This window comes from Peptoniphilus indolicus, assembly GCF_900454665.1.
Classification (GTDB): Bacteria; Bacillota; Clostridia; order Tissierellales; family Peptoniphilaceae; genus Peptoniphilus; species Peptoniphilus indolicus.
Genome location: NZ_UGTH01000001.1, coordinates 1101064 through 1126055 on the forward strand (window position 1 = coordinate 1101064; position 24992 = coordinate 1126055).

At 33.0% G+C, this 24992-nt stretch carries 25 protein-coding genes; 7 read left to right on the top strand and 18 right to left on the bottom strand.

Translation table 11 applies throughout. From position 1 onward, the window contains the following. Nucleotides 1-32 precede the first annotated feature (32 nt). On the top strand, nt 33-1058 hold the full coding sequence (locus tag DYE58_RS05250) for an NAD(P)-dependent oxidoreductase (RefSeq protein WP_004820190.1): 1026 nt from the start codon (nt 33-35) through the stop codon (nt 1056-1058). Between the two features lie 65 nt (nt 1059-1123). On the opposite strand, the gene DYE58_RS05255 is transcribed toward DYE58_RS05250, so the two are convergent. The 10 genes from DYE58_RS05255 to gloB all read right to left on the bottom strand — a co-directional run bounded on the left by DYE58_RS05255 (nt 1124) and on the right by gloB (nt 11871). Continuing rightward, nucleotides 1124-1435 carry a DUF1904 family protein gene (locus tag DYE58_RS05255; RefSeq protein WP_004820189.1) on the bottom strand — a complete coding sequence of 104 codons (312 nt, stop codon included), beginning with the start codon at nt 1433-1435 and terminating at the stop codon, nt 1124-1126. A 194-nt stretch (nt 1436-1629) separates the two neighbouring features. Continuing rightward, nucleotides 1630-2592, bottom strand: a complete 963-nt coding sequence (locus tag DYE58_RS05260) for an alpha/beta hydrolase (RefSeq protein WP_004820188.1) — start codon at nt 2590-2592, stop codon at nt 1630-1632. 487 nt (nt 2593-3079) lie between these two features. After that, a complete protein-coding gene (gene aroQ / locus DYE58_RS05265) occupies nt 3080-3514 on the bottom strand; it encodes a type II 3-dehydroquinate dehydratase (protein ID WP_004820187.1) in 435 nt (144 codons plus the stop codon). Next, on the bottom strand, nt 3495-4706 hold the full coding sequence (locus DYE58_RS05270) for a shikimate kinase (protein WP_004820186.1): 1212 nt from the start codon (nt 4704-4706) through the stop codon (nt 3495-3497). Before DYE58_RS05270 ends, aroQ begins: the two co-directional genes overlap by 20 nt. Beyond that, nucleotides 4707-5780, bottom strand: a complete 1074-nt coding sequence (gene aroC / locus DYE58_RS05275; protein WP_040552232.1) for a chorismate synthase — start codon at nt 5778-5780, stop codon at nt 4707-4709. Further along, nucleotides 5770-7008, bottom strand: a complete 1239-nt coding sequence (gene aroA, locus DYE58_RS05280; protein WP_004820184.1) for a 3-phosphoshikimate 1-carboxyvinyltransferase — start codon at nt 7006-7008, stop codon at nt 5770-5772. The genes aroC and aroA overlap by 11 nt, the downstream gene beginning before the upstream one ends. Further along, nucleotides 7005-8051, bottom strand: a complete 1047-nt coding sequence (gene aroB / locus DYE58_RS05285) for a 3-dehydroquinate synthase (protein ID WP_004820182.1) — start codon at nt 8049-8051, stop codon at nt 7005-7007. The genes aroA and aroB overlap by 4 nt, the downstream gene beginning before the upstream one ends. A gap of 24 nt (nt 8052-8075) precedes the next feature. Further along, entirely contained in the window at nt 8076-9086 is a 1011-nt protein-coding gene (gene aroF / locus DYE58_RS05290; protein WP_004820180.1) for a 3-deoxy-7-phosphoheptulonate synthase, read from the bottom strand. Nucleotides 9087-9346: 260 nt separating this feature from the next. Then, nucleotides 9347-11083 (bottom strand): glycerophosphodiester phosphodiesterase, encoded by a 1737-nt coding sequence (locus tag DYE58_RS05295; protein WP_115312082.1) that lies wholly within the window; start codon nt 11081-11083, stop codon nt 9347-9349. Nucleotides 11084-11175: 92 nt separating this feature from the next. After that, a complete protein-coding gene (gene gloB / locus DYE58_RS05300; protein ID WP_004820173.1) occupies nt 11176-11871 on the bottom strand; it encodes a hydroxyacylglutathione hydrolase in 696 nt (231 codons plus the stop codon). An 81-nt stretch (nt 11872-11952) separates the two neighbouring features. Here gloB and DYE58_RS05305 point away from each other — a divergent pair, with 81 nt between their 5' ends. From DYE58_RS05305 to DYE58_RS05320, 4 genes are all read left to right on the top strand, one after another. Continuing rightward, nucleotides 11953-12465: a hypothetical protein gene (locus DYE58_RS05305; RefSeq protein WP_004820172.1), complete on the top strand. Its 513-nt coding sequence runs from the start codon at nt 11953-11955 to the stop codon at nt 12463-12465. Nucleotides 12466-12532: 67 nt separating this feature from the next. Continuing rightward, entirely contained in the window at nt 12533-12952 is a 420-nt protein-coding gene (locus tag DYE58_RS05310) for a MarR family winged helix-turn-helix transcriptional regulator (protein ID WP_040552229.1), read from the top strand. A 1-nt stretch (nt 12953) separates the two neighbouring features. Further along, the gene (locus DYE58_RS05315; RefSeq protein WP_004820168.1) at nt 12954-13808 is read left to right on the top strand and encodes a pirin family protein; all 855 of its coding nucleotides are present in this window, start codon (nt 12954-12956) and stop codon (nt 13806-13808) included. A 1-nt stretch (nt 13809) separates the two neighbouring features. Further along, a complete protein-coding gene (locus tag DYE58_RS05320; protein WP_040552227.1) occupies nt 13810-14376 on the top strand; it encodes a nitroreductase family protein in 567 nt (188 codons plus the stop codon). A gap of 99 nt (nt 14377-14475) precedes the next feature. On the opposite strand, the gene DYE58_RS05325 is transcribed toward DYE58_RS05320, so the two are convergent. The 3 genes from DYE58_RS05325 to DYE58_RS05335 form a co-directional block, all read right to left on the bottom strand. After that, complete coding sequence (locus DYE58_RS05325) at nt 14476-15693, bottom strand: Zn-dependent hydrolase (protein WP_004820164.1); 1218 nt, start codon at nt 15691-15693, stop codon at nt 14476-14478. A 201-nt stretch (nt 15694-15894) separates the two neighbouring features. After that, entirely contained in the window at nt 15895-17052 is a 1158-nt protein-coding gene (locus DYE58_RS05330; protein WP_004820163.1) for an amidohydrolase, read from the bottom strand. A gap of 9 nt (nt 17053-17061) precedes the next feature. Beyond that, nucleotides 17062-18450: a YfcC family protein gene (locus DYE58_RS05335; protein ID WP_004820160.1), complete on the bottom strand. Its 1389-nt coding sequence runs from the start codon at nt 18448-18450 to the stop codon at nt 17062-17064. A 110-nt stretch (nt 18451-18560) separates the two neighbouring features. On the opposite strand from DYE58_RS05335, the gene DYE58_RS05340 reads away from it, so the two are divergent. Next, complete coding sequence (locus tag DYE58_RS05340) at nt 18561-19484, top strand: LysR family transcriptional regulator (RefSeq protein WP_115312083.1); 924 nt, start codon at nt 18561-18563, stop codon at nt 19482-19484. A 251-nt stretch (nt 19485-19735) separates the two neighbouring features. Here DYE58_RS05340 and groL read toward each other — a convergent pair whose 3' ends face one another. After that, entirely contained in the window at nt 19736-21355 is a 1620-nt protein-coding gene (gene groL, locus DYE58_RS05345; protein WP_004820157.1) for a chaperonin GroEL, read from the bottom strand. Between the two features lie 19 nt (nt 21356-21374). Further along, nucleotides 21375-21656, bottom strand: a complete 282-nt coding sequence (locus DYE58_RS05350; RefSeq protein ID WP_004820155.1) for a co-chaperone GroES — start codon at nt 21654-21656, stop codon at nt 21375-21377. Nucleotides 21657-21995: 339 nt separating this feature from the next. On the opposite strand from DYE58_RS05350, the gene DYE58_RS05355 reads away from it, so the two are divergent. Next, nucleotides 21996-22718 (top strand): hypothetical protein, encoded by a 723-nt coding sequence (locus DYE58_RS05355; RefSeq protein ID WP_004823545.1) that lies wholly within the window; start codon nt 21996-21998, stop codon nt 22716-22718. A gap of 524 nt (nt 22719-23242) precedes the next feature. On the opposite strand, the gene DYE58_RS05365 is transcribed toward DYE58_RS05355, so the two are convergent. Genes DYE58_RS05365 through DYE58_RS05375 form a run of 3 tightly spaced genes read right to left on the bottom strand, consistent with a single transcriptional unit; the run spans nt 23243 to nt 24941 of the window. After that, a complete protein-coding gene (locus DYE58_RS05365; protein ID WP_004820154.1) occupies nt 23243-23389 on the bottom strand; it encodes a DUF554 family protein in 147 nt (48 codons plus the stop codon). Further along, entirely contained in the window at nt 23386-24249 is an 864-nt protein-coding gene (locus DYE58_RS05370) for a DNA-3-methyladenine glycosylase family protein (protein WP_040552224.1), read from the bottom strand. The genes DYE58_RS05365 and DYE58_RS05370 overlap by 4 nt, the downstream gene beginning before the upstream one ends. A 47-nt stretch (nt 24250-24296) precedes the next feature. Further along, nucleotides 24297-24941, bottom strand: coding sequence for a redox-sensing transcriptional repressor Rex (locus DYE58_RS05375; protein WP_004820150.1), 645 nt, complete (start codon nt 24939-24941; stop codon nt 24297-24299). Between the last annotated feature and the right edge of the window lie 51 nt (nt 24942-24992).

Here is a 24992-nt window from a genome sequence, read left to right on the forward strand (position 1 = left end):
AATTCGGTTATGAATATGAAAGAGGTGATCTTATGAGATATTTACCAATTAGTTATAATACTAAAGATAAAAATCTTCTTGTTTTGGGTGGAGGGTTATTAGCTTTGTCCAAAATAAAAAAAATGCTAGAAACTGAATTTAAGATTTACGTTATTGCTGAAAGTTTTGTAAATGAAATTTTAAATCTTCAAACTCAATATCCTGAACGGTTATTCCTAAAAGAAATGCAAATCAGTAATGATTTTGTCTTCTTTTCTTATGATTTTCTCTTGATTGCGACTACTAATTTCGAGCTCAACAATGCACTTGAAAATAGAGCAATAAAGACTAAAATTTTATATGAAAGATGTGATGTTGTTTCAAGTTCTTCGGCATTATTAAATGATTTTGTTTCCAGAGAGGATATTGTGGTTGGAATTTCAGATGAAAAGTTGAATCCTGCAATAGCTGAAATCATTAAAGATGATATTATCGAGCTTCTTTCTACTTACAATATGGATAAGATTAAAATTTTAAATAAAATAAGAGCTGAGTTAGTCAGAAAGAATGCACCTGATGTAGACGAAACTATCAAAAAATTATTTGATGAGGAAAAGATAAAGGCTGAGGACTTTTTAAACAATCTTCAACATCAAGATGCTCTTGAAGAAACTCATATTGAAGCTCCGATTGAATTTTCAGAAGAAAAGTCCGGCGATATAACAGATTCTCTTGAGCAAATTTCCAATGAAAGTATAGATTCTACAGAATCTAAACAATATGAAAGTGTTGAGCACCCGGAAATTTCGGAAAAAGAAAAACCTATTGTCGAGGAACTTGAAAGTGAAGTTATAAATGAGCCAAAGCTTGAAACTATCCAAGATTTTGAAGTTCAATTCGAAAGAAAACATACTTCAAGCTCACCTTATGATACAAGCAAAGTTGAAAAAATCAATGATGAATTAAATAGCTCTGAAAATTTTTCAAAAGAAGAGACTAAAAATACTGAAACTTTTCAAACCAAATTAAAATCAGGTTGGAATAAATTTTCTAAGTTTGATTTCTTTAGAAAAAAATAAATTTTAAAATTAAAAGCCCTTTAAGTTTAGGATAAAATTTTATCTTTTCACTTAAAGGGCTTTTTTTATTCGTAATAATCGTCTTCACTCACGTGTGTAAAGTAAACTTCACACTCGCTATATCCTAAATTTTTAACTTCTGTCTGTATTAATTCTGCCATTTTCTTTTCTAAGCTGAGACCTCTGTCAAATTGAATCACTTCAATTAGAGGGTACATTTCAAATTCTTTACCGTTCGAAAAATATTCTGTCATAGGTCGTTCAATTGTAAAATAGTCTATTGGCGTTCCTGTCATCTCAGATAACTTTTCAGGAAGTTTGGAACTTAACTCAATAGTGTCTTCTCTCTTAACTCCCTTAAATATCAACTGCGGCATAAATACCTCCTATTATTTCTACTGTTTTAGATAATTGTACTATGTCTTTATCACACAAAACTACATAATTTGAATTTTTTGTAACTTATAATCTCTGTGAAAGATCTATTATTTATCTTTATTCAGATTATTTTTTCATCTTTCTGCTGTATAAAAGAATGAAATTATAAATTAATCTCACTCTTATATAAATATTATTTATTTTCATCTATGAATTTAAAAACTTCATTCCAATATTCTTCACCTAGAGAATATTTTGCTTCTGTATGTCCGGCATTTTTTGCAACCAGTTTTTTCTTAGCTCCCATCTGTTTTGCATTATACAATTCATCAAGCATTCTAAATGGTACAAAGTTGTCATTCTCGGCGTGAATAAACATGACTGGCTTAGTTGATTTTGCAATTTGCTCAACTGCTGATGCCCCTTTAAAAGCATAGCCCGCCTTTATTTTGCTTATCATTCCGGCAACATTTAAAATCGGAAAGCTTGGCAAATTAAATCTAACTTTTAACTCGGATTTGAAAATATCATAAACGGAAGTATATCCGGCATCTTCTATAAATACTTTAACATTATCCGGAGTTTTTTCTCCTGCCAACATCATAGTCGTAGCTGCCCCCATAGAAAGACCGTGTACTACAATTTCCGGATTTTCATTATTTTTAACTATCCAATTCGCCCACGACCCACTGTCGTATTTATCTAAATACCCCATTCCTATATACTCGCCCTCTGAATTTCCGGATCCTCTTAAATCCGGCATCAACACGTTATATCCTTTTTCAAAATATCTTTGAGCATATGCATACATATCTTCGTGAGTATTTCTGTAACCGTGTATTATCAGCGCCCACTTTTCAGAGTCATTATTCAAATAGCAATATCCTTTTAAATTAAGTCCATCAAAGCTCTTTATGTTTATTTCTTGTGGTGTGTTTTTGTCCAAAAACTCGCTATTTTTCTTTTCTTGAAGTGTTTTATTTTCTTTTACAATTGGATTTTCTATCTTTTTTAGAGGTTTTACTTTTCTGTTTCCCCCATCACCTTGTCTTGCAAGTGCATAATTTACAAGATAATTTCCTGTTAATATGCTTCCCACTATAATCAAAAATAAGAAAACTCCAACTATTTTTTTTAGTATGTTTTTCTTTTTCATGCTACCCCCAAAGCACTGTATGAATATATTAAATTTAAATTATTTTTCATTTAATATTTTATAGCGTTTTATTCTAGTTCGCAAATTTTTTTGATATTGTAGTTGGTTGGGTTTGTTTTTATTAAATCAATTTTCGCGGGCGGGCCTTTACTGTTTTATTATTTATATTTTTTATTTGTTTATTTCTTTTTTAATTCTTTATTTTCTTGCAAATACGTGCCGCCCCTACGTTTTTTCAACCAAATCAACATAGTTTCAAAAAAGTATTAAAAACTTAGCAATATTACATACGAAAACCAGCCCAAAAGCGTTTTGAGGGTGTAGGGGGAGGGTGCTCGAGGGAGGGCGTGAGGGAGAATCGAAAGGTGAATTTTTTCGACAGAAAAAAGAGAGGTTGCCCTGGGGTACAACGCCCTTAGCCCTCCCTCGAAATAATATAATTATATAATAACCTAAAATATACAATAAATAAGTTTAATCAGTATTTTTATATTCTTAATTTCTCATTCAGATAGTCTATTGCTTCCAAATATCCTGTTAATCCTCTTCCCTGAATTGTATTCTCTGCAAAGAGCCTAATGTATGAAATTTTTCTAAAGTCTTCTCTTTTTGATGTATCTGTTATGTGAACTTCAACTGTCGGTATGGCAACTGCCTTTAACGCATCTAGTATTGCCACTGATGTGTGCGTGTATGCCGCCGGATTAATTACTATTCCATCATAATTTCCATAAGCTCTTTGAATTTCATCTACAATCTCTCCTTCGTGGTTCGATTGAAAAAATGAAACTTCAATTTGCTCTTTTCTACAAAATTCACTTATCATGTTCAACAAATCTTGGTATGTCTGTGTTCCGTATATCTCTTTTTCTCTTATCCCAAGCATGTTTATATTCGGTCCGTTAATAACTAATATTTTCATTAAAATCCTCTATAATTTCTTCAGCTGCTTTTTTTACACTTGTATTTTCTATTGTCTTGTCTGCAAATCTTAAGTATTGTTTCTCTCTTTTTTGCCAAAGTTGTTCAGCTGTCCCATATTCTTTTGAAAGCGGTCGATTTTCAAGATGTAATTCGTTCAATTCTCTTTTTAAGAGATAAATTTTTCCATTTTGTTTTAGTGGTTGATAGTTTTCTTCTCTGATCACAACTCCGCCACCTGTTGAGATTACCAATCCATTTAGCTTTCCAAATTTTTTACAAACTTCTGTCTCCATCTCTCTAAATTTAGCTTCACCGTATTTTTTAAATATATCATCTATTTTTTCGCCACTAAATTTTTCAATTTCCAAATCTAAATCTACAAACTCTCTACTCATTTTCTCAGCTATCAAAGGAGCAATACTACTCTTTCCGGAGTCGGGCATCCCAACTAAAACAATATTTTCTTGTTTCATCATCTCACTTGTGATTTCACGTATGTTTTCGATTTTAGTTTCTGTAAATATTTCAGCTGCCTTAACGGCCTGCGCTACCAACATCATAAGTCCATTTGAGTGTGGAATGCCCATCTCTCTTGCCTCAAATAAAAGCGATGTTATCAATGGATTATACACTACGTCTATCACACCTTTTAAATTTTTAAAATTTTTGATTGATATCAAGTTTTCTCCATTGTTTGGATACATTCCAATCGGCGTTGTATTCACAATGAGTTCAACGTTTAAAAATTCTTCTATCTGAGAATAATAAGGAGTTTTTTTTCGAGATATCTTCTGAAATTCAATTTTCTTATCTTCAAGAACTGTCGCTACCGTCTTAGATGTAGCCCCATCTCCAAGTATTATCGCCGAAGATATTTCCTCTTTCAAACTCTCCAATGTGTATTTAAATCCAAAGTAGTCTGTGTTGTCTCCTATCCACTTCCCATCTTTCTTGTATACAGTATTTACACACCCTATCTTTTTTGCAATTGGACTTATTTCGTCTAAATATTTCATAATTTCTATTTTATATGGAATGGTGACATTAAATCCGTATATGCCACTCTTCAAAAAATCTTCTATCTCATCTATTTTCTTTTCATATAAATCATATTGGTATTTTCCTATTAAATTGTGTATTTCTTTTGAAAAACTGTGTCCCAATTTTTCTCCGAGCAATCCGTATTCCATTTAATTCTCCATAAAATCTAAGATAGTCAATGCACAAACGGACTCTATAACCGGCAGTATCCTAATACCTATGCAAGGGTCATGTCTTCCCTTTATTTCCAAATCTTTCTCGACATTTTCCGATATTGAAAATGAGCGTTGGCTCAAACCTATGGAAGCTGTCGGCTTTATTGCCGTTTTAAAAACTATGGGCATTCCGTTGGTTATCCCCCCGACAACTCCACCCGCATTATTTGTGGTGGTCTTAACTCCATCATTCAATTCATATTCATCGTTGTGTTCTCTTCCGGTCATGGAGACTGCATCAAAACCGGCTCCGAATGAAAAACCTCTCACTGCCGGCACTGAGAACACAAGTTTGGCAAGCACTGCATCAAAACTGTCATAGTTCGGTTCTCCAAGGCCTATTGGCACTCCTGTTGCAAAACATTCTATTTCTGCTCCTATTGAGTTTTCTTCTTTTCGTATTTTTTCTATGCACTGTTTAATTTTTTCTGAAACTTCTTCTGAAATTACAGGAATCTCTTTTTTCTCGCATTCTTTTAAGGCTTTCATATCCGGCTTCGCATAGTCAATCTCAACATCTCTTATTCCCCCTATGGAACTTATATGAGACTGCACTTCTATTCCTTTTTTCTCCAATATTTGTTTTGCAATTCCACCAGCTATACAGAGCGGTGCTGTAAGCCTGCCTGAAAATGAACCTGAGCCTCTCATATCCATTTCAGTTCCATATTTTACATATGCAACATAATCTGCGTGAGAAGGTCGCGGAGTGTCTTTAAACTGCTCATAATCTGATGACCTTTGATCACTGTTTTCTATAATTGCACATATTGTATTTGCAACTATCTTTCCATCTTGAACTCCTGCTACAAATTTTGGTAAATCTCTCTCTTTTCGTTTAGTTCCAAATCTGTTTTTCCCGGGTGCTCTTCTCGACATAAACTCATTTAATTTTTCCATGTCAATTTGTGTTCCAATTGGCAACCCATCTATGACCACTCCTATATAATGACCATGAGACTCCCCAAATATTGTAACCACTATATTCTTTCCAAAACTAGAGCTCATATTTACCTCCCAATTTTTTAAAATCTTCATAGAACTTGGGATAAGATTTGTTTACTGCACTTGCTCCACTTAAGTATATCTCTCCGCCACTTATAATTGAAGCAATGCTACTTGCCATGGCTATTCTATGGTCATTATATGAGTCGACTTCTCCACCTGAGAGTCCGTTTGTTCCATAGACTAACAGCTCACTTTCTCTCTCTTCAACTTTCCCGCCCAAGTTCCTAATCATTTCAGCAGTTGAACTCAATCTGTCACTCTCTTTTAATCTAAGCCTTCCTCCGTTATAAAATTTAGACACTCCTCCATCTACTGAAGTTGCCAAAACCGACAAAATTGGAAGTAAATCTGGTACATCTTTCAAATCTACTTCTATATTTTTTCTAAATTTCGGTTCTATTGTGACTCGGTTTCCCATCTCAACTTCAGCCCCAAAATCTCTCAGTATATCTAAAATCTTTCTATCGCCCTGAAGACTTTCTGCATTCAAATCTGACATTGAAATCTTTCCTCCCAATGCTCCGGCAACTAAAAAGAACGCCGCATTTGACCAATCCCCTTCAACTCTATATTCTCGTGATTTATATCCGGTTGGCAAAATTTTATATGCATCATCTTTGAAACTTACTTTTGCGCCAAATTCTTTCATAACTTGCAAAGTCATATCGACGTAGTTTTTAGATTCTAAACTCGATGTCAATTTCAATTCTGATTTCTCGTTCATTATGCTCGCCGCCATCAAAATCCCTGAGATGTATTGCGAACTCACATTCCCAACAAGTTCATATTTCCCGGCTTTGAACTTTCCATGTGTCCTGAATGGAAGCCTATCTCTGTCAAATTCAACTCCATTTGCTTTTAAGACTTCAATCAATTCGGCAATCGGTCTGTCGGGAAGTCTACCCTCTCCGATAAATTCAATACTTTCGTATAAAACTGTGCTGACCGGCAACAAAAATCTAAATGTCGATCCACTTTCTCGCACGTTAATTTTGGGGAATTCCCCTAAGTTTATTCCCCTGATCTCCACTCTATTTAAATATCTCTTAACACTTGCCCCAAGCTCTTCAAGACAAGATATAGTTGCCTCTATATCTTCCGAGGTCTTGTCAAAATATATTGTGGATACTCCCTGCGCCAATGCTGCACATATCAAAGCTCTGTGTGCATAAGATTTAGAAGGAACGGCCTTCACTTCGCCTTCCAATATTTTTGAACTTATCTTCATTTCATTCCCTTTTTTATCAATTCTTTTAACTCTCCAAAACTAAACTTCTTCAAGTTGCAACTTCCTATGTCTTCAATTAATATTTCATTTATATATGAGCCCCTGCGTTTTTTATCTCTCTCTATTAGTTCAAATAGCTCATCTATGTTAAATTTGGTTTTTGTCGGCAAATTATTTTTCTCAAGGCAATTTTCTATATCGCTTATATCGCCCTTGAAAATTCCAATTTTATTACAAGCTCGTGCCATTATTGCCATCCCTATTGCAACTGCTCTCCCGTGAGTTATTTCATATTCGGATTTAATCTCTATAGCGTGAGCAATAGTGTGTCCTAAATTCAAAAGTTGTCTCTTGCCATTGTCGTATTCATCTGCCTCTACGACGTCTCTCTTCAACTCAACACATCTCTTTACTATATTGCTCAAATCTTGATTTTTATCTATTCCCCTGCTGAGTTCTTCAAATAGATTTTTATCGAATAGGACTCCATATTTTATTGCTTCTCCAACTCCTGAGCTAAAATCTCTATCTTCAAGTGTCTTAAAATATTCCGGATCACAATAGACGGCTATCGGTTGTTTAAAAAGACCCACTAAATTTTTACCTTCATTCAAGTTTACTGCCGTCTTTCCACCAACTGATGAATCCACTTGTGAGAGCAGTGTCGTAGGAAGTTGTATATAGTCTATTCCCCTGCGATAAACTCCCGCTGCAAAGCCGCCAAAATCTCCTATTACTCCTCCGCCAAATGCTATTAAAACATCATTTGCATTTATATCTTTTTGAGCCATAAACTCTAAAAACTTCTGCAATTCTTCAAATGATTTGGAATTTTCTCCGGGTTTTAATACATATTTTATAAGGTTGTATTTTGATAGAGATTCAAACAGTTTTCTGCCATACAACTTGTCTACATTTTCATCAGTTAGCACTATATACTTACAGTCTTCTCTCTTAGGCAAAATCTCTCTAAGTTTTAAACGAATACCCTTTTCTATTAAAATTTCATATTCACTTGAAGTGGATACTTTAATCTTTTGCAAATCAAATCCTCCAACTGCTATTCCTTAATCTTCATTCAAAACTTCTCTGAGTTTAAAGACCGTTTTCGCCGTTCTGTCAAATTCATCAGGTCTTAACGATTGAGCCCCATCACATAGCGCATTTTCAGGGTCGTTGTGGACTTCAATTATAAGTCCATCTGCTCCTGCTCCAACAGCCCCAAGAGAAAGCGGCCTTACCATTCTCGCCATTCCCGCCGCATGGGAAGGGTCGATTATAATTGGCAAATGTGTCTTTTCATGGAGAACCGGCACGGAAGATATATCCAATGTATTTCTTGTAAATGTCTCAAATGTTCTTATACCACGCTCACAAAGTATAACCTTTTGATTTCCTCCACTTAATATATATTCTGCCGCTGACAACAATTCATTATAAGTTGCAGATAGTCCTCTCTTTAAAAGAATTGGCTTGTCTATTTTCCCAAGTTCTTTCAAGAGTTCAAAATTCTGCATATTTCTTGCACCAACTTGTAGAATGTCTACATCTTCATAGTGTTCGATAAGATTTATATTCATTATTTCAGAAACTATCGGCAATCCTGTTTCGACCTTTGCCTTTGACAAAATTTTAAGTCCGTCCATTCCTATTCCTTGAAAATCATACGGGGATGTACGAGGTTTAAAAGCTCCGCCTCTTAGTACATTTGCCCCTGATTTTTTAACGCTCTTTGCAATTTCAATAACCTGCTCTTCCGACTCGACTGAGCAAGGTCCTGCTATCAATACAAAGTTCCCCCCGCCTATTTTAGTTCCGTTGTCAAGAGTTATTACAGTGTCTTGTGGTTTGTACTGTCTGCTTGATTTCTTTGCATTTTCTTGCTTTCTAAATACTTCGTCCACACAATCCATCTTTAAAATTTCGCTCAAGTCAACTTTTTCAGTATTGCCAATTATCTCAACTAATTGTATTGCATTTCCCTTAGAACATTCTACAGATAAACCTCTTTTTTCTATTCTATCTATTAATTCTTTTAATTGGTTTTCCTGCACATTAGTTCTCAATTTTATAATCATATATTTCCCCCAAACCGACCAAATTTTATCTAAATCAATTTATAATTATAAATGCTCCACGTGGAGCATTTTTTATATTCTGATTTAAAAATCTAAATTTTGTTTCGATTATTCAATTTCTCTCGTTAGAATTTATGTTGTCACTCTTAATTTTATACATATTCGACTTTAAATAGTCTAATCTTCAAATTATTTTGCATAGCTATTATAATTCAACAGCTCAAATTAATCTAACTGATATAACTCAGCCCTAATAAATTTTATATTAATTTGAAAACCCTGTCGAAAAAAGAGTTGTATTTTGTATTGTTATCTTTAATTTGCTTTATTTCATCCGGATTATCACTTATAAGTCCTGTAACTAATGTATTTAGATAGTATTCTATTCTGCTCTTTTCATTAACAGTCCATATATAAAGCTCTTTCTTATTTAAGATAGCTTGTAAAACCAATATTTCTCTATATGAAAAATCTTCTATTACCCAAAAATCTACACCATCATCAGAAAATTGTCCAAATTGTATTGGAATTACATATCCAACTTTCATTTGAGGTGCAAGTTTTTTTATTTTCTGCATCAAATCTAAATTAAGAGACATATACTTATATTCTTTGTCTATGCCCAGCCTTTTCATCTCCTCAACTATCAATTCAGCATAGTTATTCGGCTCATATCCATGTGGTTTTAATTCAACTAATAGTTTTATATTTAGTTCTTTTGCCTTTTGTACATATTCTTCAAATGTCGGAATCTTTGTGGTGAATGAATCTTGAGTTATATTGAGTTGTTTGATTTCATCTAAATTCATATCCCGCACATTCTTGTTTAAATTAGACAATCTCTTTAAGTTATAATCATGCATGACAATAAATTTTTTATCTTTTGTAAGCATTAAATCCATCTCAGAAAAATCTGCTCCTGTTTCCGCTGCGCCTTCTAACGCTTCTATGGAATTTTCAACACCTTTTTTGGCAAATCCTCTGTGCGCTACAATTTCTATTTTGGAATTTGGCTGTAATATATAGATTTTCATTCCATTATAAAGTACTCCTAAAATAAAAATTGTCATACTCAAAATAACTACCAACTTTTTATTTTTAAAGATATTCTTTTTATTTTTTATATTCTCAATAGGTTTATATTCTCTATACTCTATCAGTTCCAAAAGTATGAGTACTATTCCAAGTTTTGTAAGCGTTACAAATAAAATATTTACAGTCTTAATAATGGTAAGTACTACAGCTTCTATCCATAGTGAATCCGTAAATGTGGTTGCTATACTGAGGAATTTTAATAAAAAATATATCAATATGGCCCTTGAAAAATATATCACAATTTCAAACAATGATAATTTTAATATCATCTTCTTTCCATATTTTTTGGTAAGTTCTAAACTCTCTCTTATGTTTTTAAAAAAACTTTGATTTTTTATAACCGCCAAAACCAATATATAAATCAATCTAAAGTTTATATAAACTAGAGCCAAAATAAATACAGATGTAAAAAACGCTCCAAAATCTGTTTTAAATAATTCATCTGTAATAAATTGAGGAATATATATGCCTTTTGTCAACGATATACTAAATCCAATTTCTGCCAATGGAATTATTAAAATAATGTATATAAAAAATAAAATAGCATCTAGTAAAGAGCTGTTGGATATTCTATTTTTAAAGTTTAAAAATTCTCTTTTAAATTCAAAATTACTTCCCGACAACTGATTAGTACATAATTTAATTATCAAATATAGTTCAAAATATGCCACTATTGAAATTAAAATCAAATAAACTCCAAACCCCAAAATCAAAATAGGATTAGATAGAAGCTCTTTAAAATTAGAAAAATTTATATTTACTTCCCCTGATAATCCTATTATGTAGTTTAAAACCTCTACTGCTATTCCTCTTATTACATAAGACATAAATATATTCAATATAACTGCATAGAGTATATGTTTAAATTTTATATTGAAGTACTTAAAAATATTCTTACTCACATTCCCAACCTCTAAAATTAATATTTATATCTAAAGTATATTAAATTAATTTAACTAATACACTATTATTTATAAATTTTATTTGGACTTTTTTAAAAACCATCTCGTATATCTCTGTATTTTTTAAACTCTTCAAAACTCCCGGCCTTCATAAATGGATTTATATCAAGTTCCATTCCGATAGTTGACGGCAAAGATGGCCTACCCTCTTTCTCTAAAGTTTCTACAAGTTTCATCGCCGAACTCACTGCTTCAGATGGCATTACACTATCTGCAAACTTTAAATTTGTCTTAGAGTATTCATGCGCTGCAAACACTTTTGTATCTCCATTCAATTCTTTAAATTTTTGAATAGTATTGTACTGTGCTTCATAGTCACCTGTAAATACTCTTCCACACCCGGCTAAAAATAATGCATCTCCACAAAATAAATTATTTTCTATCAAGTATGAGACATGCTCTTCCGTATGACCTGAGGTCTTAATCACTTCTACTTTCTCATCCAAAATTTCAAAAATATCTCCATCTCGTACAACAATATCTGCTAGATTTTCTATTTCTTTCGGTCCATAAACTTTTAAATCAAATTTATTTTTTAAAGTTCTCACTCCACCTACATGGTCTGAATGTTTATGAGTTAACAAAATTCCTACCAGGTTGAGTTCATTTTCTTTTTTGTATTTTAATACAGGTTCAGCCTCTCCCGGATCAACTACTACTGCATTATTCCCTTTTATTAAAGTCCATATATAATTATCTTCAAATGCTCTTATCGGTATTATTTTCATCCTATCACCTCTTTTTAAATTTACCCATTTATATGATTATTTTAAAATTAAGGGTAAATATTTAATAAAAAGGATGATTCTATGTTTATTATAAAATTTATACAAAAAGAAAATAGCAAAAACTTTGGAATTTTTGAAACTGAAAAAGAAGCTATAGATTTTATTGAAAAAATTCCAAATGTAATAATTGAAAATTATGAATACTACAATAGTTATTTTATAGAAGAGAATAAGATGCGCCCAATTGAAAAAATATCTATTGGAAACAATGAAATACTCCTGAGCAAATTTATGTTTGAGCAAGATTCAACAATTGAAATAGAAATTGAAGAACTTCCATTACTTTCAAAAAATGAATGGAGAGATTTTACAACTAAAGTAGATGCTTACTCGGTAAATAATGATGAGCTTGAAAAATACATTACACTCCGTGAGCAAAATTATATTGAATTAAAAAAAGAGTGGGAATCTAAAGGCTATAAAGTTACAAGAGAGTATAGAGACTCCATTGACGGCGAGGCAATAACTTTAGAAAAAGACGGAGAAACACAATTTTACACACATATGGACCCAAGCTTTGTATATGAAAAATAACAAAATGTTTTAATAATTTTTTCTAGGGTATATTTATCTCTAGATAGAGATAAGTTAGGTGATGTTAATGAAAAATCTTGAGTTGAACAATTTTATTGCTTTACACAGAACAGTTATAAAAATGGATAGAACTCTTTCTAAAATTTTTGATAGCCACGGTTTAACTACCGGTCAATTCGCAGTATTGGAAGCTCTCTATCACAAAGGAGATCTTACAATTGGTCAAGTTCAACAGAAAATCCTCTCCACTAGCGGCACAATGCCCCTGATTATAAAAAATCTTGAGAGTAGAAAGCTATTGGAGAGATGTCCTGACCCAAACGATGGTAGGAGATGTATATTGCATATAACTGATGACGGAAAAACTTTGATGTCAAAAGTTTTTCCGGTAGTTAAAGATAAAATTATCCAAATGTTTAGTCCCATACCATTGAATAAAAAACAAGAATTGTTGGATATTTTAAAGTTATTTAGGGAGGAATTATAATATGAACAGAGAAGTTGTTAAAAAAGTTACGGGCTTTAGAACAAAGGACGGAGCCGGCGTAAGTTTAGTCAGAGTACTAGGTCATGAAACTACCGACACTTATGACCCAATATTGATGTTAGATAGTTTTGACTCCACAGACCCCGACGATTACACAGCAGGGTTCCCTATGCACCCACACAGAGGTATCGAAACAATATCATACGTATATAGAGGAAACATGGTTCACAAAGACTCTCTTGGAAATGAAGATCAAATTTCAGATGGAGAAGTACAATGGATGACAGCAGGTTCAGGAATTATGCACGAAGAAGTATTGCCGGCTTCAGAAAGAATGCTAGGCGTGCAGTTGTGGTTGAATCTGCCTAAAAAAGACAAAATGGTCAGACCGGAATATCATGCAATAAAAAATAAAGACATTGAAGAAATAAAAATTGACGGTGGCTATTTAAGGCTTTTAGCCGGAAACTACAAAGACCACAAAGGTCATGTTGGAAAATATCTGCCACTTGATTACTATGACATTCACATAGAACCGGGAAAAGAAGTTTCAATTGACACTGCTGACAACAAATCTGTAACAGTTTTTACTTTAATTGGAGATGTTGAAATAGAAAATAAAGTTGTAGAGGAAAAAACCTCCGCAAAACTTGGTGAAGGAAATAAAGTCGTTATTAAAAACCACGGACAAGAAGAAGCTTTAGTTCTGTTCCTATCTTCAGAGCAACTAAACGAACCCATTGCTTGGGGCGGACCTATTGTAATGAATACTAGAAGAGAACTTGAACAAGCTTTTGCAGATTTGCAGAATGGAAATTTTATAAAAGATAAATTAATTTTTGATAGAGGAGAATGATATGTTTAAAGGATTGGAAAAGAGAAGAAGTTATTATAATATTGGTAAAAATATCCCAATAAGCGATGAAGAATTAATACAATTAGTTGAAGACGTTACATTGGCAGTTCCGGATGCATTTAATATACAAAGTCAAAGAGTTGTCGTTGTGCTTGGCGCAGAACAAGACCGCCTTTGGGATGGAATCTACGATGCATTTGAGGGAAAAGTTACAAGAGAGAAAATCGATTCATTTAAATCCGGTCATGGAACCATACTTTACTTTACAGACAGAAATACTGTAAAAGAAATTCAAAAAAATTTGCCTAACTATGCCGAAAACTTTGATACGTGGAGTCAACACTCTATAGCAATGCTTCAAATTTCACTTTGGACTGAACTTAGAGACAAAGAAATAGGCGCATCTCTACAACACTACAATCCGGTTATTGACGATGTAGTAAAAGAAATTTGCCACATCCCTGACAGTTGGGAACTGGTTGCTCAAATGCCTTTTGGTGAAATACTTGAAGAACCGGAAATCAAAGAAAAACTGGCCATCAAACAAAGAGTAAAAGTAGTTAGATAAAATTTAACCCGCTGCAAATCAATCTTGCAACGGGTTTTCTTGTGTTTATATTTAATTTTATCAATTTTGCTTATAAATTTTGTATCCTCTCCAATTTTACTATTCAACATAACTCTTTATTACATCGAGCAATACATTCGCTCCGTTTTCCAGATCTGCACTTTCTGTAAATTCTTTTGGGTTATGGCTTATTCCATTTTTGCTTGGGACAAATATCATTGCAGTTGGGCAAATTCTACTCATCATTTGAGCATCTTGTCCGGCTCCTGATGTTATCTCCATGTGACTAAAGCCATTTCTCTCTGCTGATTCTCTTACTCTGTCTAGGATTTCTTCATCAAATTTTACCGGCTCAAAGCTTGCTATCTCTCTTACTTCTATTTTAAGGTCCTCTTGTTCTTCTATTTTTTTTAAATATTCAAAAAATTTCTTTTCTTGTTCTAACAAGACTTCTTTGTTTGAATTTCTTATATCCACTGTAAATTTTGCATACCCGGGAACGATATTTATTGCATTTGGTTTTATTTCAACTTCACCTATAGTAGTTCTGGAATTTGATTGTTCTGCTAACTCTCTTAAAAATACATTTATCTTCGCAAGAGCAAGTCCTGCATCTCTACGCATTGAAGTCGGTGTTGTTCCGGCATGATTTGCCTCACCTATTATTGTGACTTCTTTCCAAAATATTCCCTGTAGATCACTTACAACTCCAACAGAAATTCCCTCGTGGTCTAAAATTGGTCCTTGTTCTATATGTGCTTCTATAAATTTTTCAGGAACTATAAAGCCCATTTCATTTTCTCCAAGGTAATCTATTCTCTTTAATTCTTCCCTTAAAGTTGTTCCGTCTATGCCAACTGTGTCAAGTGCATCATCTAATTCACAACCACCTACATATGCAAGAGAACCCATCATTGATGGATGGTACCTTACTCCTTCTTCATTTGTAAAAGCAGCAAGCACCAATGGTCTTTTTATTTCCACATTATTTTCTTTTAGCGTTCTGATTACTTCAAGACCTGCCATCACTCCATAACATCCGTCATATATCCCGGCATCTATTACTGAATCTATATGTGAACCTGTCATGATTGGCTTTTTATCTTTGTTTTCTTCTGTACTCCATATTCCAAATATATTCCCTATCTTGTCTATTTTAATTTCGAGGTCAAGTTCTTTCATCCACTCTACTAATTTATCTCTTCCGGCTTTGTCCTGGTCACTCCCGGCAAGTCTTACCATTCTGCCATCTTGATCTCGTCCTATTTCCCCCAATGTTTTTAAGTAATTTAAAAGTCTCTCTCCGTTTACTTTCACTTTAATCCCCCACTAAATATTTTGCTTTTATTATCTCTCTATTCGTATACCAATTGCAAATAATTTTAGTAATGAGTGGATTGAACCTTAACCTTATTCTGCTTTCACATTTTTGTTTTGCGGGTGTGCCTCGTTTCTCTCGTGCCTCTCCTATGTTGAACTGTTAAACCAAAAATCCGACTCTTTCGAATCGGACTTCTATTACATTTCTGATTTATATTCTTCAAAATCTTTCTTTATTTTTGCTATATTGTCATTTTCTTTTAAGTCAAGTACCGTTGCAGCCAATATTTTTGCCGCATTGATTACACACTCGTGTGCTTCTTTTGACTTTCCATAATCCAAGAAAGTTTGTGAATGTGATACGGTGCCATCGGGAACAAAATGTACTCTTATACAAGCACCCGGCAAAATATATGTTACATTCCCAAAATCGCTCGAACCTGTTTTTTCTCTTGCAGGTTTTATATTTTTAGCTTCTATTAATTTTGCATTTTCCATCAATAAATCATTCAATTTATATGCCGGTATTTTGCTTTCCAATCTCTTTAATTCTTCTGTTTCTACAGTTGTCTCTGTCATCATAGCTGCTCCGTTTACTACTTTTTTAAATCTTTCTACTATTTCATCTAAGTATTTAGAGTTGTAGCTTCTAAGTGAAAATTCTGCAACTGCTCTTTCAGGTACAACATTAGCCGGTCCTGGAGTTTCCAAGATTGTGTAGTGCATTTTTGTATCTTCTTTTACGTGTTCTCGTAAAAATTCTATTCCTTGAAATGCTAAGAGCAACGCATCTAATGCACTTCTTCCGGCTTCCGGTTTTAATGCTGAATGTGCACTTTTACCATGGAATATAACTTTTTGAGATGACATTGCCATTGATTTTACATCTACTTGTGTGGCAGGACCTCCATGCATCATAAGTGCTATATCAAGTTCTTTCATAAATCCTTCTTTTAAGAGCTTGATTTTCCCACCACCGCCTTCTTCTGCCGGTGTTCCATAGACTATCAGATTAAATGGCAAATCTTCTTCTTTTAATGCCACTGCTGCTCCAACTATAGCTGGACCTTGCATTTGATGCCCACATCCGTGTCCCATCGGCAATGCATCGTATTCGCATAATAGCCCTACATTATATGCGTTTTCTTTTTCTTCTCCAATTGTTGCTTTAAATGCAGTTTTTAAACTACCAAGTCCTCTTTGTACTTTAAATCCATTTTCTTCAAGATAATCTTCTAAAAGTTTACTTGAAAAGTTTTCATTAAAACACAATTCAGGATTGTCGAATATTGAGTCTGACATATCTGTCAAACTTTGTTTCTGGTTCTCTACTTTATCAAAAATTTTTTCTTTCAAACTTACTCCTTATATATATCCTATGGCTTCAGCCGCTATCATCAGTATACTTCCGACTACTACCCAAACACCAAAGATTTTACCCATAAATATCATCCATTTATCATAAGGTATATCTGTAGCTCCTAAAACTCCCATAAGCGCTGTTGATGTTGGTAAGATATAGTTACAGAATCCATCACCAAAGTTAAATGCCAATACTGCTGTTTGTCTTGAAATGCCAACTGTATCTGCCAATGGTGCAAAGATAGGCATAATTGCCGCCGCTTGTCCTGATCCTGATGTTATAAATATATTTACTATTAAATTAACTATGAACATAATTGGCGCTTTTAAAATTTGTGGGAATATATTTATTCCTTGAGTCATTGCATGAATTGAAGTATCCATTATATTTCCGGCTGATAGCACTCCTGATACTGTTCTTGCAAATCCAATTATAAGTGCTGCCCCTATCATATTTTTACAACCTTCTACAAAATATTTTGCAATTGTTGAAGGTGAATATCCTGCTATAACTCCAGCTACTATTGAAAGCCAGATAAAAACTGCCGCCGTTTCATCTAACTTCCATTTTAATTTTATTCCGCCGTATACTATAATTCCAAGAGCCAAAAATAATGATGATATTATAAGCCATTTTTGTGTATTCATCGGTTTATTAAATTCATCATTTCCTTCTTTTTCATAGCTGCGATCCTTATCTAGTTCATACATAGGACTGAGTTCAGGATTTTTCTTTATTTTCATTGCATATTTGATAAGCATAAAGTTTGTAATTATATAGAATACTACAAAGCAAACTGCTCTAAAACCAATACCTGAGTAAGGTGCAAGTCCTGCTATCTCTTGTGCAACTATAGTTGTATTTACATTTAATGTCCCTGTTGAAAACCCTACTGCTCCGCCTAATAACAAAATTGCCGCTCCGACAATTGAGTCAAATCCAAGTGCAATTGCTATCATTACCATTATAGGAGCGAACCCTATAAATGTATTAACTCCTTGTGTTGTACATATCAATCCAAAAATCAACGTCAGTATTGGTATAAATAAGTACTCTTTGCTCTTTGTCTTTCTCGATACCATCCCAATTAAAGACTGCAATGCACCACTCTTAGTTATTATGTTAAAAGCTGCTCCTGAAAAAAGGATTACTGTGATAAGCACTGCACTCTTTTCAAAACCTTCAATTGCCAGGTTGAATACCTTAAGTGGATTTACCGGTGTCTTTTCTATGTAATTGAAAGTGTTTGGGTCTATTACTTTTACTCCCTGTGCATTTTCTACCCTTGTGTACTCTGCTGATGGTATAACCCATGTAAGTATAACTGCGAAAATTATTATTCCCATCAATATTACCAATGTATGTGGCATTTTTTTCTTTTTAGCTTCCATATATACTCCCCCTTTATTTAATTAAAGTATAACATCGTTTTCATTATTAGTGAAATTCATATTTTTCATAGTTTTTATTACTCTATGTTATAATTATTTTGGTGATATTAATGGATACGAGATATTATAATTATATAATTACAATTGCAAATACAGGTAACTTCTCTAAAGCAGCTGAGTTGTTATATGTTTCACAACCAACGCTTTCAAAATTTATAAGTTCTATGGAAAATAAACTGGGTGTAAAATTTTTTGAGAAAATTAATGGAAAATTTGTTCCAACCCCTTATGGTAAAGCTTATATTGAATATGGTCAAAAGATTCTGCAACTTGAATCTGAGCTAAAAAATAGCATAAATGATATATCTAATTTACGAAAAGGGACTCTATCTCTTGCAATTACACCTACTCGAGATTTATATATCTTGCCTTTAATTCTTCCTGAATTTAGAAAAGTCTATCCTAATTTTAATATAGATATTTTAGAGGAGAGTATAGACAAAATAGAGTCGTCTATTTTGGAAAATAAATCTAAAATTGGAATTTACATAGCTGATGAGCAAAATAAACATTTGCATTATGAAATTTTAGATGAGGAAGAAGTTGTAATCTGTGTTTGCAAGGATTTTAAATATATTGAGTTTGCAGAGAAGAAAGATGGTTTTAAATTTCCGTGGATTGACTTGAAACTTTTAAAAGACGAAACTTTTTTTATAAGCAATCCGAATACTGCTAAGCTCGGTAAGCTTTCAAAATTATATTTTTCAGAATGCAATATAGAGCCTAAAACTGTTGTAATAAAGAATATGGAAACTCGTCTTAGACTTGCCTCCATAGGTGAAGGTATTGCTTTTACATATGATATAGGTGAAAAGTTTTTTAAAAGTTTTGAGAAAACTCCGGTGTTTCTATCTATTGGAAATGTGAAACGTTGTAATAAATTTGTGGTTTCTTCTTTGAAAAATGTACATCTGGACAAGGCTCATTCTGATTTTATAAAAATAACTAAAGAGTTGTTAGGTTGTTATAAATAGCATTTTATTTGTTAGCAGACTTTACTACTATCGTGCCAACCCTACATTTTTATAGCTGCTTTGTTTTTACATTTTCGTTAGACGGGCGGGCCTCGCTTCTCTCGTGCCGCCCCTACATTCTTCCTTACCACATTTTATTTTAATATCTTTGTTACGCTGGTGGGTCTCGTTTCTCTCGTATTTCCTCTACGGTATACTGTTAAAACAAAAAATCCGATTCTTTCGAATCGGACTTTCTATTATATTTATTCTTACATCATACCCATTCCCGGGTTCATTGGCATTTGCGGTTCTTCTTTTGGTATTGAAGCAACTGCAGCTTCTGTTGTAAGAATCATTGATGCAACTGACGCTGCATTTTGCAGTGCTGATCTTGTTACTTTAGTTGGATCAACTATCCCTGCAGCTACCATATCCATATATTCTCCTGTGTAGGCATTATATCCTATGCCCGGTTTTTCAGCTTTTACTTTATCAGCTATAACTGAACCTTCAAGTCCTGCATTTTCTGCAATTTGTCTAACCGGTGCTTCTAAAGCTTTTAGAATTATTCCAACGCCTGTCTTTTCATCACCTTCAGATTCTTCGTAAAGTTTTTCTATAACTCCGATACAGTCCACAAGAACTGTTCCACCTCCGGCTACTATTCCTTCTTCTACTGCTGCTCTTGTAGCTGAAAGGGCATCTTCTATTCTAAGTTTTCTCTCTTTAAGTTCAACTTCTGTTGCCGCACCTACTTGTACTACTGCAACTCCACCTGAAAGTTTGGCAAGTCTTTCTTGTAATTTTTCTTTATCAAATTCTGAAGTTGTATCTTCTGCTTGAGCTTTTATTTGTTGTACTCTTGCAGCAAGGTCTTCTTTATTTCCTGCCCCGTCAACAATTACTGTCAAATCTTTTTCAACTCTAACTTTTTGAGCTTGCCCTAAAACTTCTATTGTCGCATCTTTTAAATCTTCTCCAAGATCTGAAGATACTACTTTACCACCTGTTAAAATGGCAATATCTTGTAGCATTTCCTTTCTTCTATCTCCATATCCGGGAGCTTTTACTCCCACTATGTTAAGAGTTCCTCTTAACTTATTTAATACTAAAGTAGCTAAGGCTTCACCTTCTATATCTTCAGCTATTACAAGTAATGGTTTTGATTGTTGAAGAACTTGTTCAAGAAGTGGAAGTAAATCTTGAATGTTTGTTATCTTTTTATCTGTAATAAGAATGTATGGATTTTCCATTTCAGCAACCATTTTTTCATTGTCTGTTACCATGTATGGAGATACATATCCTCTGTCAAATTGCATACCTTCTACAACTTCAAGGCTTGTTCCCATTGACTTAGATTCTTCAATAGTGATTACACCATCTTTACCAACTTTTTCCATTGCTTCAGCAATTAGTCTTCCAACTTCTTCATCTGCTGATGAATTTGCTGCAACTTGTGCTATAGCTTCTTTTGTCTCTACTGATCTTGAGAACTTTTTGATTTCTTCTACTGTTGTTTCAACTGCTTTTTTAATTCCCTTTTGTAGAACCATAGGATTTGCTCCGGCAGCTAAGTTTCTCATACCTTCTATTGTGATTGCTTGAGCTAAAAGTGTCGCTGTTGTAGTTCCGTCTCCGGCTACATCATTTGTCTTTGTAGCAACTTCCTTTAAAAGTTGTGCCCCCATATTTTCAAATTTATCTTCAAATTCAATTTCTCTGGCAATTGTAACCCCGTCATTTGTGATAAGCGGTGCACCATATTCTTTGTCAAGTATTACATTTCTTCCCTTTGGTCCAAGTGTAACTTTTACTGTATTTGAAAGCTTATTGATACCGTCAATAAGTCCTTTTCTAGCATCTTCTGAAAATTTAATTTCCTTTGCCATATTTCCTCCTTATTATGCTTTATTCAATTACCGCTAAAATATCTGTGTATTTTAGTATTGTGTATTTAACCTTTTCCAGCTCTACTTCTGTACCTGCATACTTAGAGAATATAACTTTATCTCCAACTTTTAATTCATCTTTTGTCTCTTCATCACTTGTAACTTTTTTTCCTATTGCCACAACTTCAGCTAAATTCGATTCTTCCTTTGCTGAATTTGGTAATACTATTCCCGATGCTGTTGTCTCTTCTTTTTCTACTTTTTTGATTACTATTTTGTCATCTAATGGTTTTAAAGTCATAATTACCTCCTTAATATTAGCACTCTTCCAGATCGAGTGCTTATATTCATATAATAATACAACAAATTTTGTTTTTCAAGTCCAAATTTTACCTTTTTTTACCTTTGATTTTATAATAATTTTTCTCTATATCATATATTATTTTTCTTTTATCACATAACCTTATTAGAAAATGTTTGACTTTTTCTTTTTTCTTTTTATAATTAATTTAATTAATACACTTGTTGGTGATATTTTAAAGGGGTGAGTCCAATGTACTAATTTTAATGCTATTTAAGATATGTTATTTTCAGCTTGATAGTTCGTTTTTTATAGTCATTCATATTTAGGAGGTACATTATGATAAAAAAATATAAATCAATAACCTCAATCGTTTTGCTACTCGTTATCTTTTTTCAATTTAATTTCCCATCACTTATTCATGCAATAGGTAATGAGCATGAAAATGACATCTTATATACACCTAAAGATTTTGTTGTAGAAGATATTATTGTATCTGATTCTTATATAAAAACCTCTGTTGTAGATAAAATAAAAAATACAACGGAATTTGTAGAAGTAAACATCTTTTCTGATTACAAAGAAATAATCGTAAAAAATGAACTTGGAGAAATATTATGGACTTCTGGACAAATTCCAACAGATTCTCTACAAAATTTTTCATTAAATAAAAATAGTTTAAACTCTATAGGATTAATGTCTTATGGAAATTGGACTGATTGGTATATATCTGAAACAAGATCTAATTTAGCTACTAATGTAACAGTTGGAATTGCTGTAGGCATTGTTGTTTCTGTGATAGTTGGTCCTATAATTGGCTCTGCTAGTGGTGTTGCAGCACTAATTACAAACTCAGTATTTTCCTTTATTTCAGAATTAATTAATGACGGTATTCCTGTAATCTATTATAGAGTATACACAAGAGTACGCAGTGATAGAAATAATTCAAAATATGAAAAACAGCGTTATGCTAAGCTATACAGATACTTTGATTACACTGGTCCTTATACTACAACCGGCACAATAAGTTGGGTTAACGACTATTCTGGTTTTGAACATTGAAAGTAAAAAAAGGATATTTTTATATGGTTACTACTTATTATATGGTTACTATTTATTGCCTGAACAATATTATTCTGCTAAGTTTTTTACTTGAAAATGACTTATTTAAAAATATTGTTGCAGTTTTTGGAGCGATAATCTTAGTTTTTGGCTTAAAAAAATATGGTAGCAGTTTAAAAGACATAAATACACCAAAATTTAGCCAATTCTTTTTATTGATACGATATCCATTTATTTACATTGGTACTTTTGATAGAAACTACTGCCATGGAAATTTAAAGACATTTCTTGTTATTCTTTTTATACTTGGTTTGTTATATGACCTGGGATGCATTGTTAAAATGCTATCCGAGTGTAAAGAGTAAAATATGCTTCTAAAATTTAACTATAATACCCAGACATCTTGTTCTGGGTTACTAATTTAATTATTATTATTTAAAACAAATTTTTCACTACTTCATATAATATTGGAATAATTAAAGCAGGTATCATATTGCCTGTCTGTATTTTTTATATTCATTATATTAAGTCCTATTGCTATAATACCCGCCGACTCCTGATAAATTTGCAATCATAATTGGTGTAAATAGGTCTTTTAATACTGTAGCAAGCAATACAATAAGCCTTTGATATAAAAATATGACAACTGATGAGAATGCAACTCCTATCATACTTTACCAACCTTATTTTCTCTTCCATAGTAAAAAAGATATTGTTGAGCAAATCCCGCATTTTCTCCAAATATTCTTCTGCCTTCATCTGCTATTTTATTCTTTGGGGTGGCTTTCCCAAGATATAGTTCTTCCATAACTCTTTTTATCCAAACATCTACAGGAAAAGACTCGCTTCTTTTAAATGCAAACAATAAAATGCAATCGCAAACCTTAGGGCCAACTCCCGGTAATTTCATAAGTTCTTTTCTGGCTGTTTCTATATCTGCCGTTCTCAACAGCTCCATATCTAACATGCCATTGCTAATCATCTGTGCCGACTCGACAATATATCTATCTCTATAACCAACTCTTGCCTTTTCTCTTAAGTCTTCTACACTTGCCTTTGCAAGCTCCTCCGGTGTGGGAAATCTTGAGTGTGTTTCATCTATTTTTTCTCCATATTTATCTGCAATAAAATTCACCGCTTTTTTTATGCGTGTTATGTTGGAATTTTGAGAAATTATAAATGATATTATAGTTTCAAATGGGTCTTGATTTAAAATTCTTATTCCTCTTCCATATTCCACGGCATCTTTTAAAGTCTCCTCAAAAGATAACTCCTCTATCATAGATAGATAGTCTCTGTCTAAATCAAAATAATCTCTCCAAATTTTTTCAAATTCTTCTATTGTAGTATTTAGTTCCACAACTCCATCCACTACCTTGACATTCAGCACTCTGCCAAATGCCACTGTAGTATATGAGCCATCTTCTTCAGCTTCCCATCTAAATGCTTGACCACACTCAAAAATTTGCTTAGGCATAAAATTTGTAACGCCCCTAAGTAATACTTTTCCTTCCAAGCTCTCTATTTTCATTTTTTCTCCTCATATTAAAATATATTAAAAAAACCGGTTCTACCGGTTTAATAATTGTTCTTTAAATAATAAGATAATTTAAAAAGTGAATCATTTATCCTTATATTTTCTATAACCGGACCTTCAACTGCCACATCAACGGGAGCAAAATTCCAAATTCCCTTTATTCCAAGTGATGCCAATTTATAAATTACATCCACAGCAGCATTTTTAGGTACTGTTATAACAGCAACTTCAACTTTATTAGTTTTTATAAACTCTTCTAAGTTTTTTATATCTAAAATTGAAACTCCACTTACATCTTTTCCTATTTTTTCTTTATCGTTATCAAATAGTGCAATAATCTTAAAGCCACTATTTTTTATACCTTCGTAGTCTGCTATTGCCATTCCAAGTCTTCCTGCGCCTACAACAACCGTATTATATGCATGATTCATCCCAAGAATTTCTGAAATTTCTTGTTTAAGCGCCTCAGTGTTGTATCCATAGCCCTGCTGACCGAAACCACCAAAATTATTTAAATCCTGTCTTATTTGGCTTGCCGTAAATCCTGTGAGTCTACTAAGTTCCTGAGATGATATTCTCTCTATCCCCTTGCTAACTACATCCGAAATCATTCTGTGATATATCGGCAATCTTCTTATGACAGTTTCTGATACTTTGTTCTTAGCTGCCACTTTTAACCCTCCCATTATGTATATGTCAATTATATCAATCTTTAAATTAAAAGTAAAATTTGATAG

Bases quoted from the DNA above. Each gene is read 5' to 3' on its own strand.
- groL (WP_004820157.1), bottom strand. From the start codon at position 21,355: ATGGCAAAGGAAATTAAATTTTCAGAAGATGCTAGAAAAGGACTTATT.
- aroA (WP_004820184.1), bottom strand. From the start codon at position 7,008: ATGAAGATAAGTTCAAAAATATTGGAAGGCGAAGTGAAGGCCGTTCCT.
- DYE58_RS05350 (WP_004820155.1), bottom strand. From the start codon at position 21,656: ATGACTTTAAAACCATTAGATGACAAAATAGTAATCAAAAAAGTAGAA.
- DYE58_RS05260 (WP_004820188.1), bottom strand. From the start codon at position 2,592: ATGAAAAAGAAAAACATACTAAAAAAAATAGTTGGAGTTTTCTTATTT.
- DYE58_RS05305 (WP_004820172.1), top strand. From the start codon at position 11,953: ATGTTTATTATAAAATTTATACAAAAAGAAAATAGCAAAAACTTTGGA.
- DYE58_RS05270 (WP_004820186.1), bottom strand. From the start codon at position 4,706: ATGGAATACGGATTGCTCGGAGAAAAATTGGGACACAGTTTTTCAAAA.
- gloB (WP_004820173.1), bottom strand. From the start codon at position 11,871: ATGAAAATAATACCGATAAGAGCATTTGAAGATAATTATATATGGACT.
- DYE58_RS05250 (WP_004820190.1), top strand. From the start codon at position 33: ATGAGATATTTACCAATTAGTTATAATACTAAAGATAAAAATCTTCTT.
- aroQ (WP_004820187.1), bottom strand. From the start codon at position 3,514: ATGAAAATATTAGTTATTAACGGACCGAATATAAACATGCTTGGGATA.
- DYE58_RS05310 (WP_040552229.1), top strand. From the start codon at position 12,533: ATGAAAAATCTTGAGTTGAACAATTTTATTGCTTTACACAGAACAGTT.
- DYE58_RS05315 (WP_004820168.1), top strand. From the start codon at position 12,954: ATGAACAGAGAAGTTGTTAAAAAAGTTACGGGCTTTAGAACAAAGGAC.
- DYE58_RS05255 (WP_004820189.1), bottom strand. From the start codon at position 1,435: ATGCCGCAGTTGATATTTAAGGGAGTTAAGAGAGAAGACACTATTGAG.
- DYE58_RS05335 (WP_004820160.1), bottom strand. From the start codon at position 18,450: ATGGAAGCTAAAAAGAAAAAAATGCCACATACATTGGTAATATTGATG.
- DYE58_RS05375 (WP_004820150.1), bottom strand. From the start codon at position 24,941: ATGGGAGGGTTAAAAGTGGCAGCTAAGAACAAAGTATCAGAAACTGTC.
- DYE58_RS05320 (WP_040552227.1), top strand. From the start codon at position 13,810: ATGTTTAAAGGATTGGAAAAGAGAAGAAGTTATTATAATATTGGTAAA.
- aroF (WP_004820180.1), bottom strand. From the start codon at position 9,086: ATGATTATAAAATTGAGAACTAATGTGCAGGAAAACCAATTAAAAGAA.
- DYE58_RS05365 (WP_004820154.1), bottom strand. From the start codon at position 23,389: ATGATAGGAGTTGCATTCTCATCAGTTGTCATATTTTTATATCAAAGG.
- DYE58_RS05340 (WP_115312083.1), top strand. From the start codon at position 18,561: ATGGATACGAGATATTATAATTATATAATTACAATTGCAAATACAGGT.
- DYE58_RS05370 (WP_040552224.1), bottom strand. From the start codon at position 24,249: ATGAAAATAGAGAGCTTGGAAGGAAAAGTATTACTTAGGGGCGTTACA.
- aroC (WP_040552232.1), bottom strand. From the start codon at position 5,780: ATGAGCTCTAGTTTTGGAAAGAATATAGTGGTTACAATATTTGGGGAG.
- DYE58_RS05355 (WP_004823545.1), top strand. From the start codon at position 21,996: ATGATAAAAAAATATAAATCAATAACCTCAATCGTTTTGCTACTCGTT.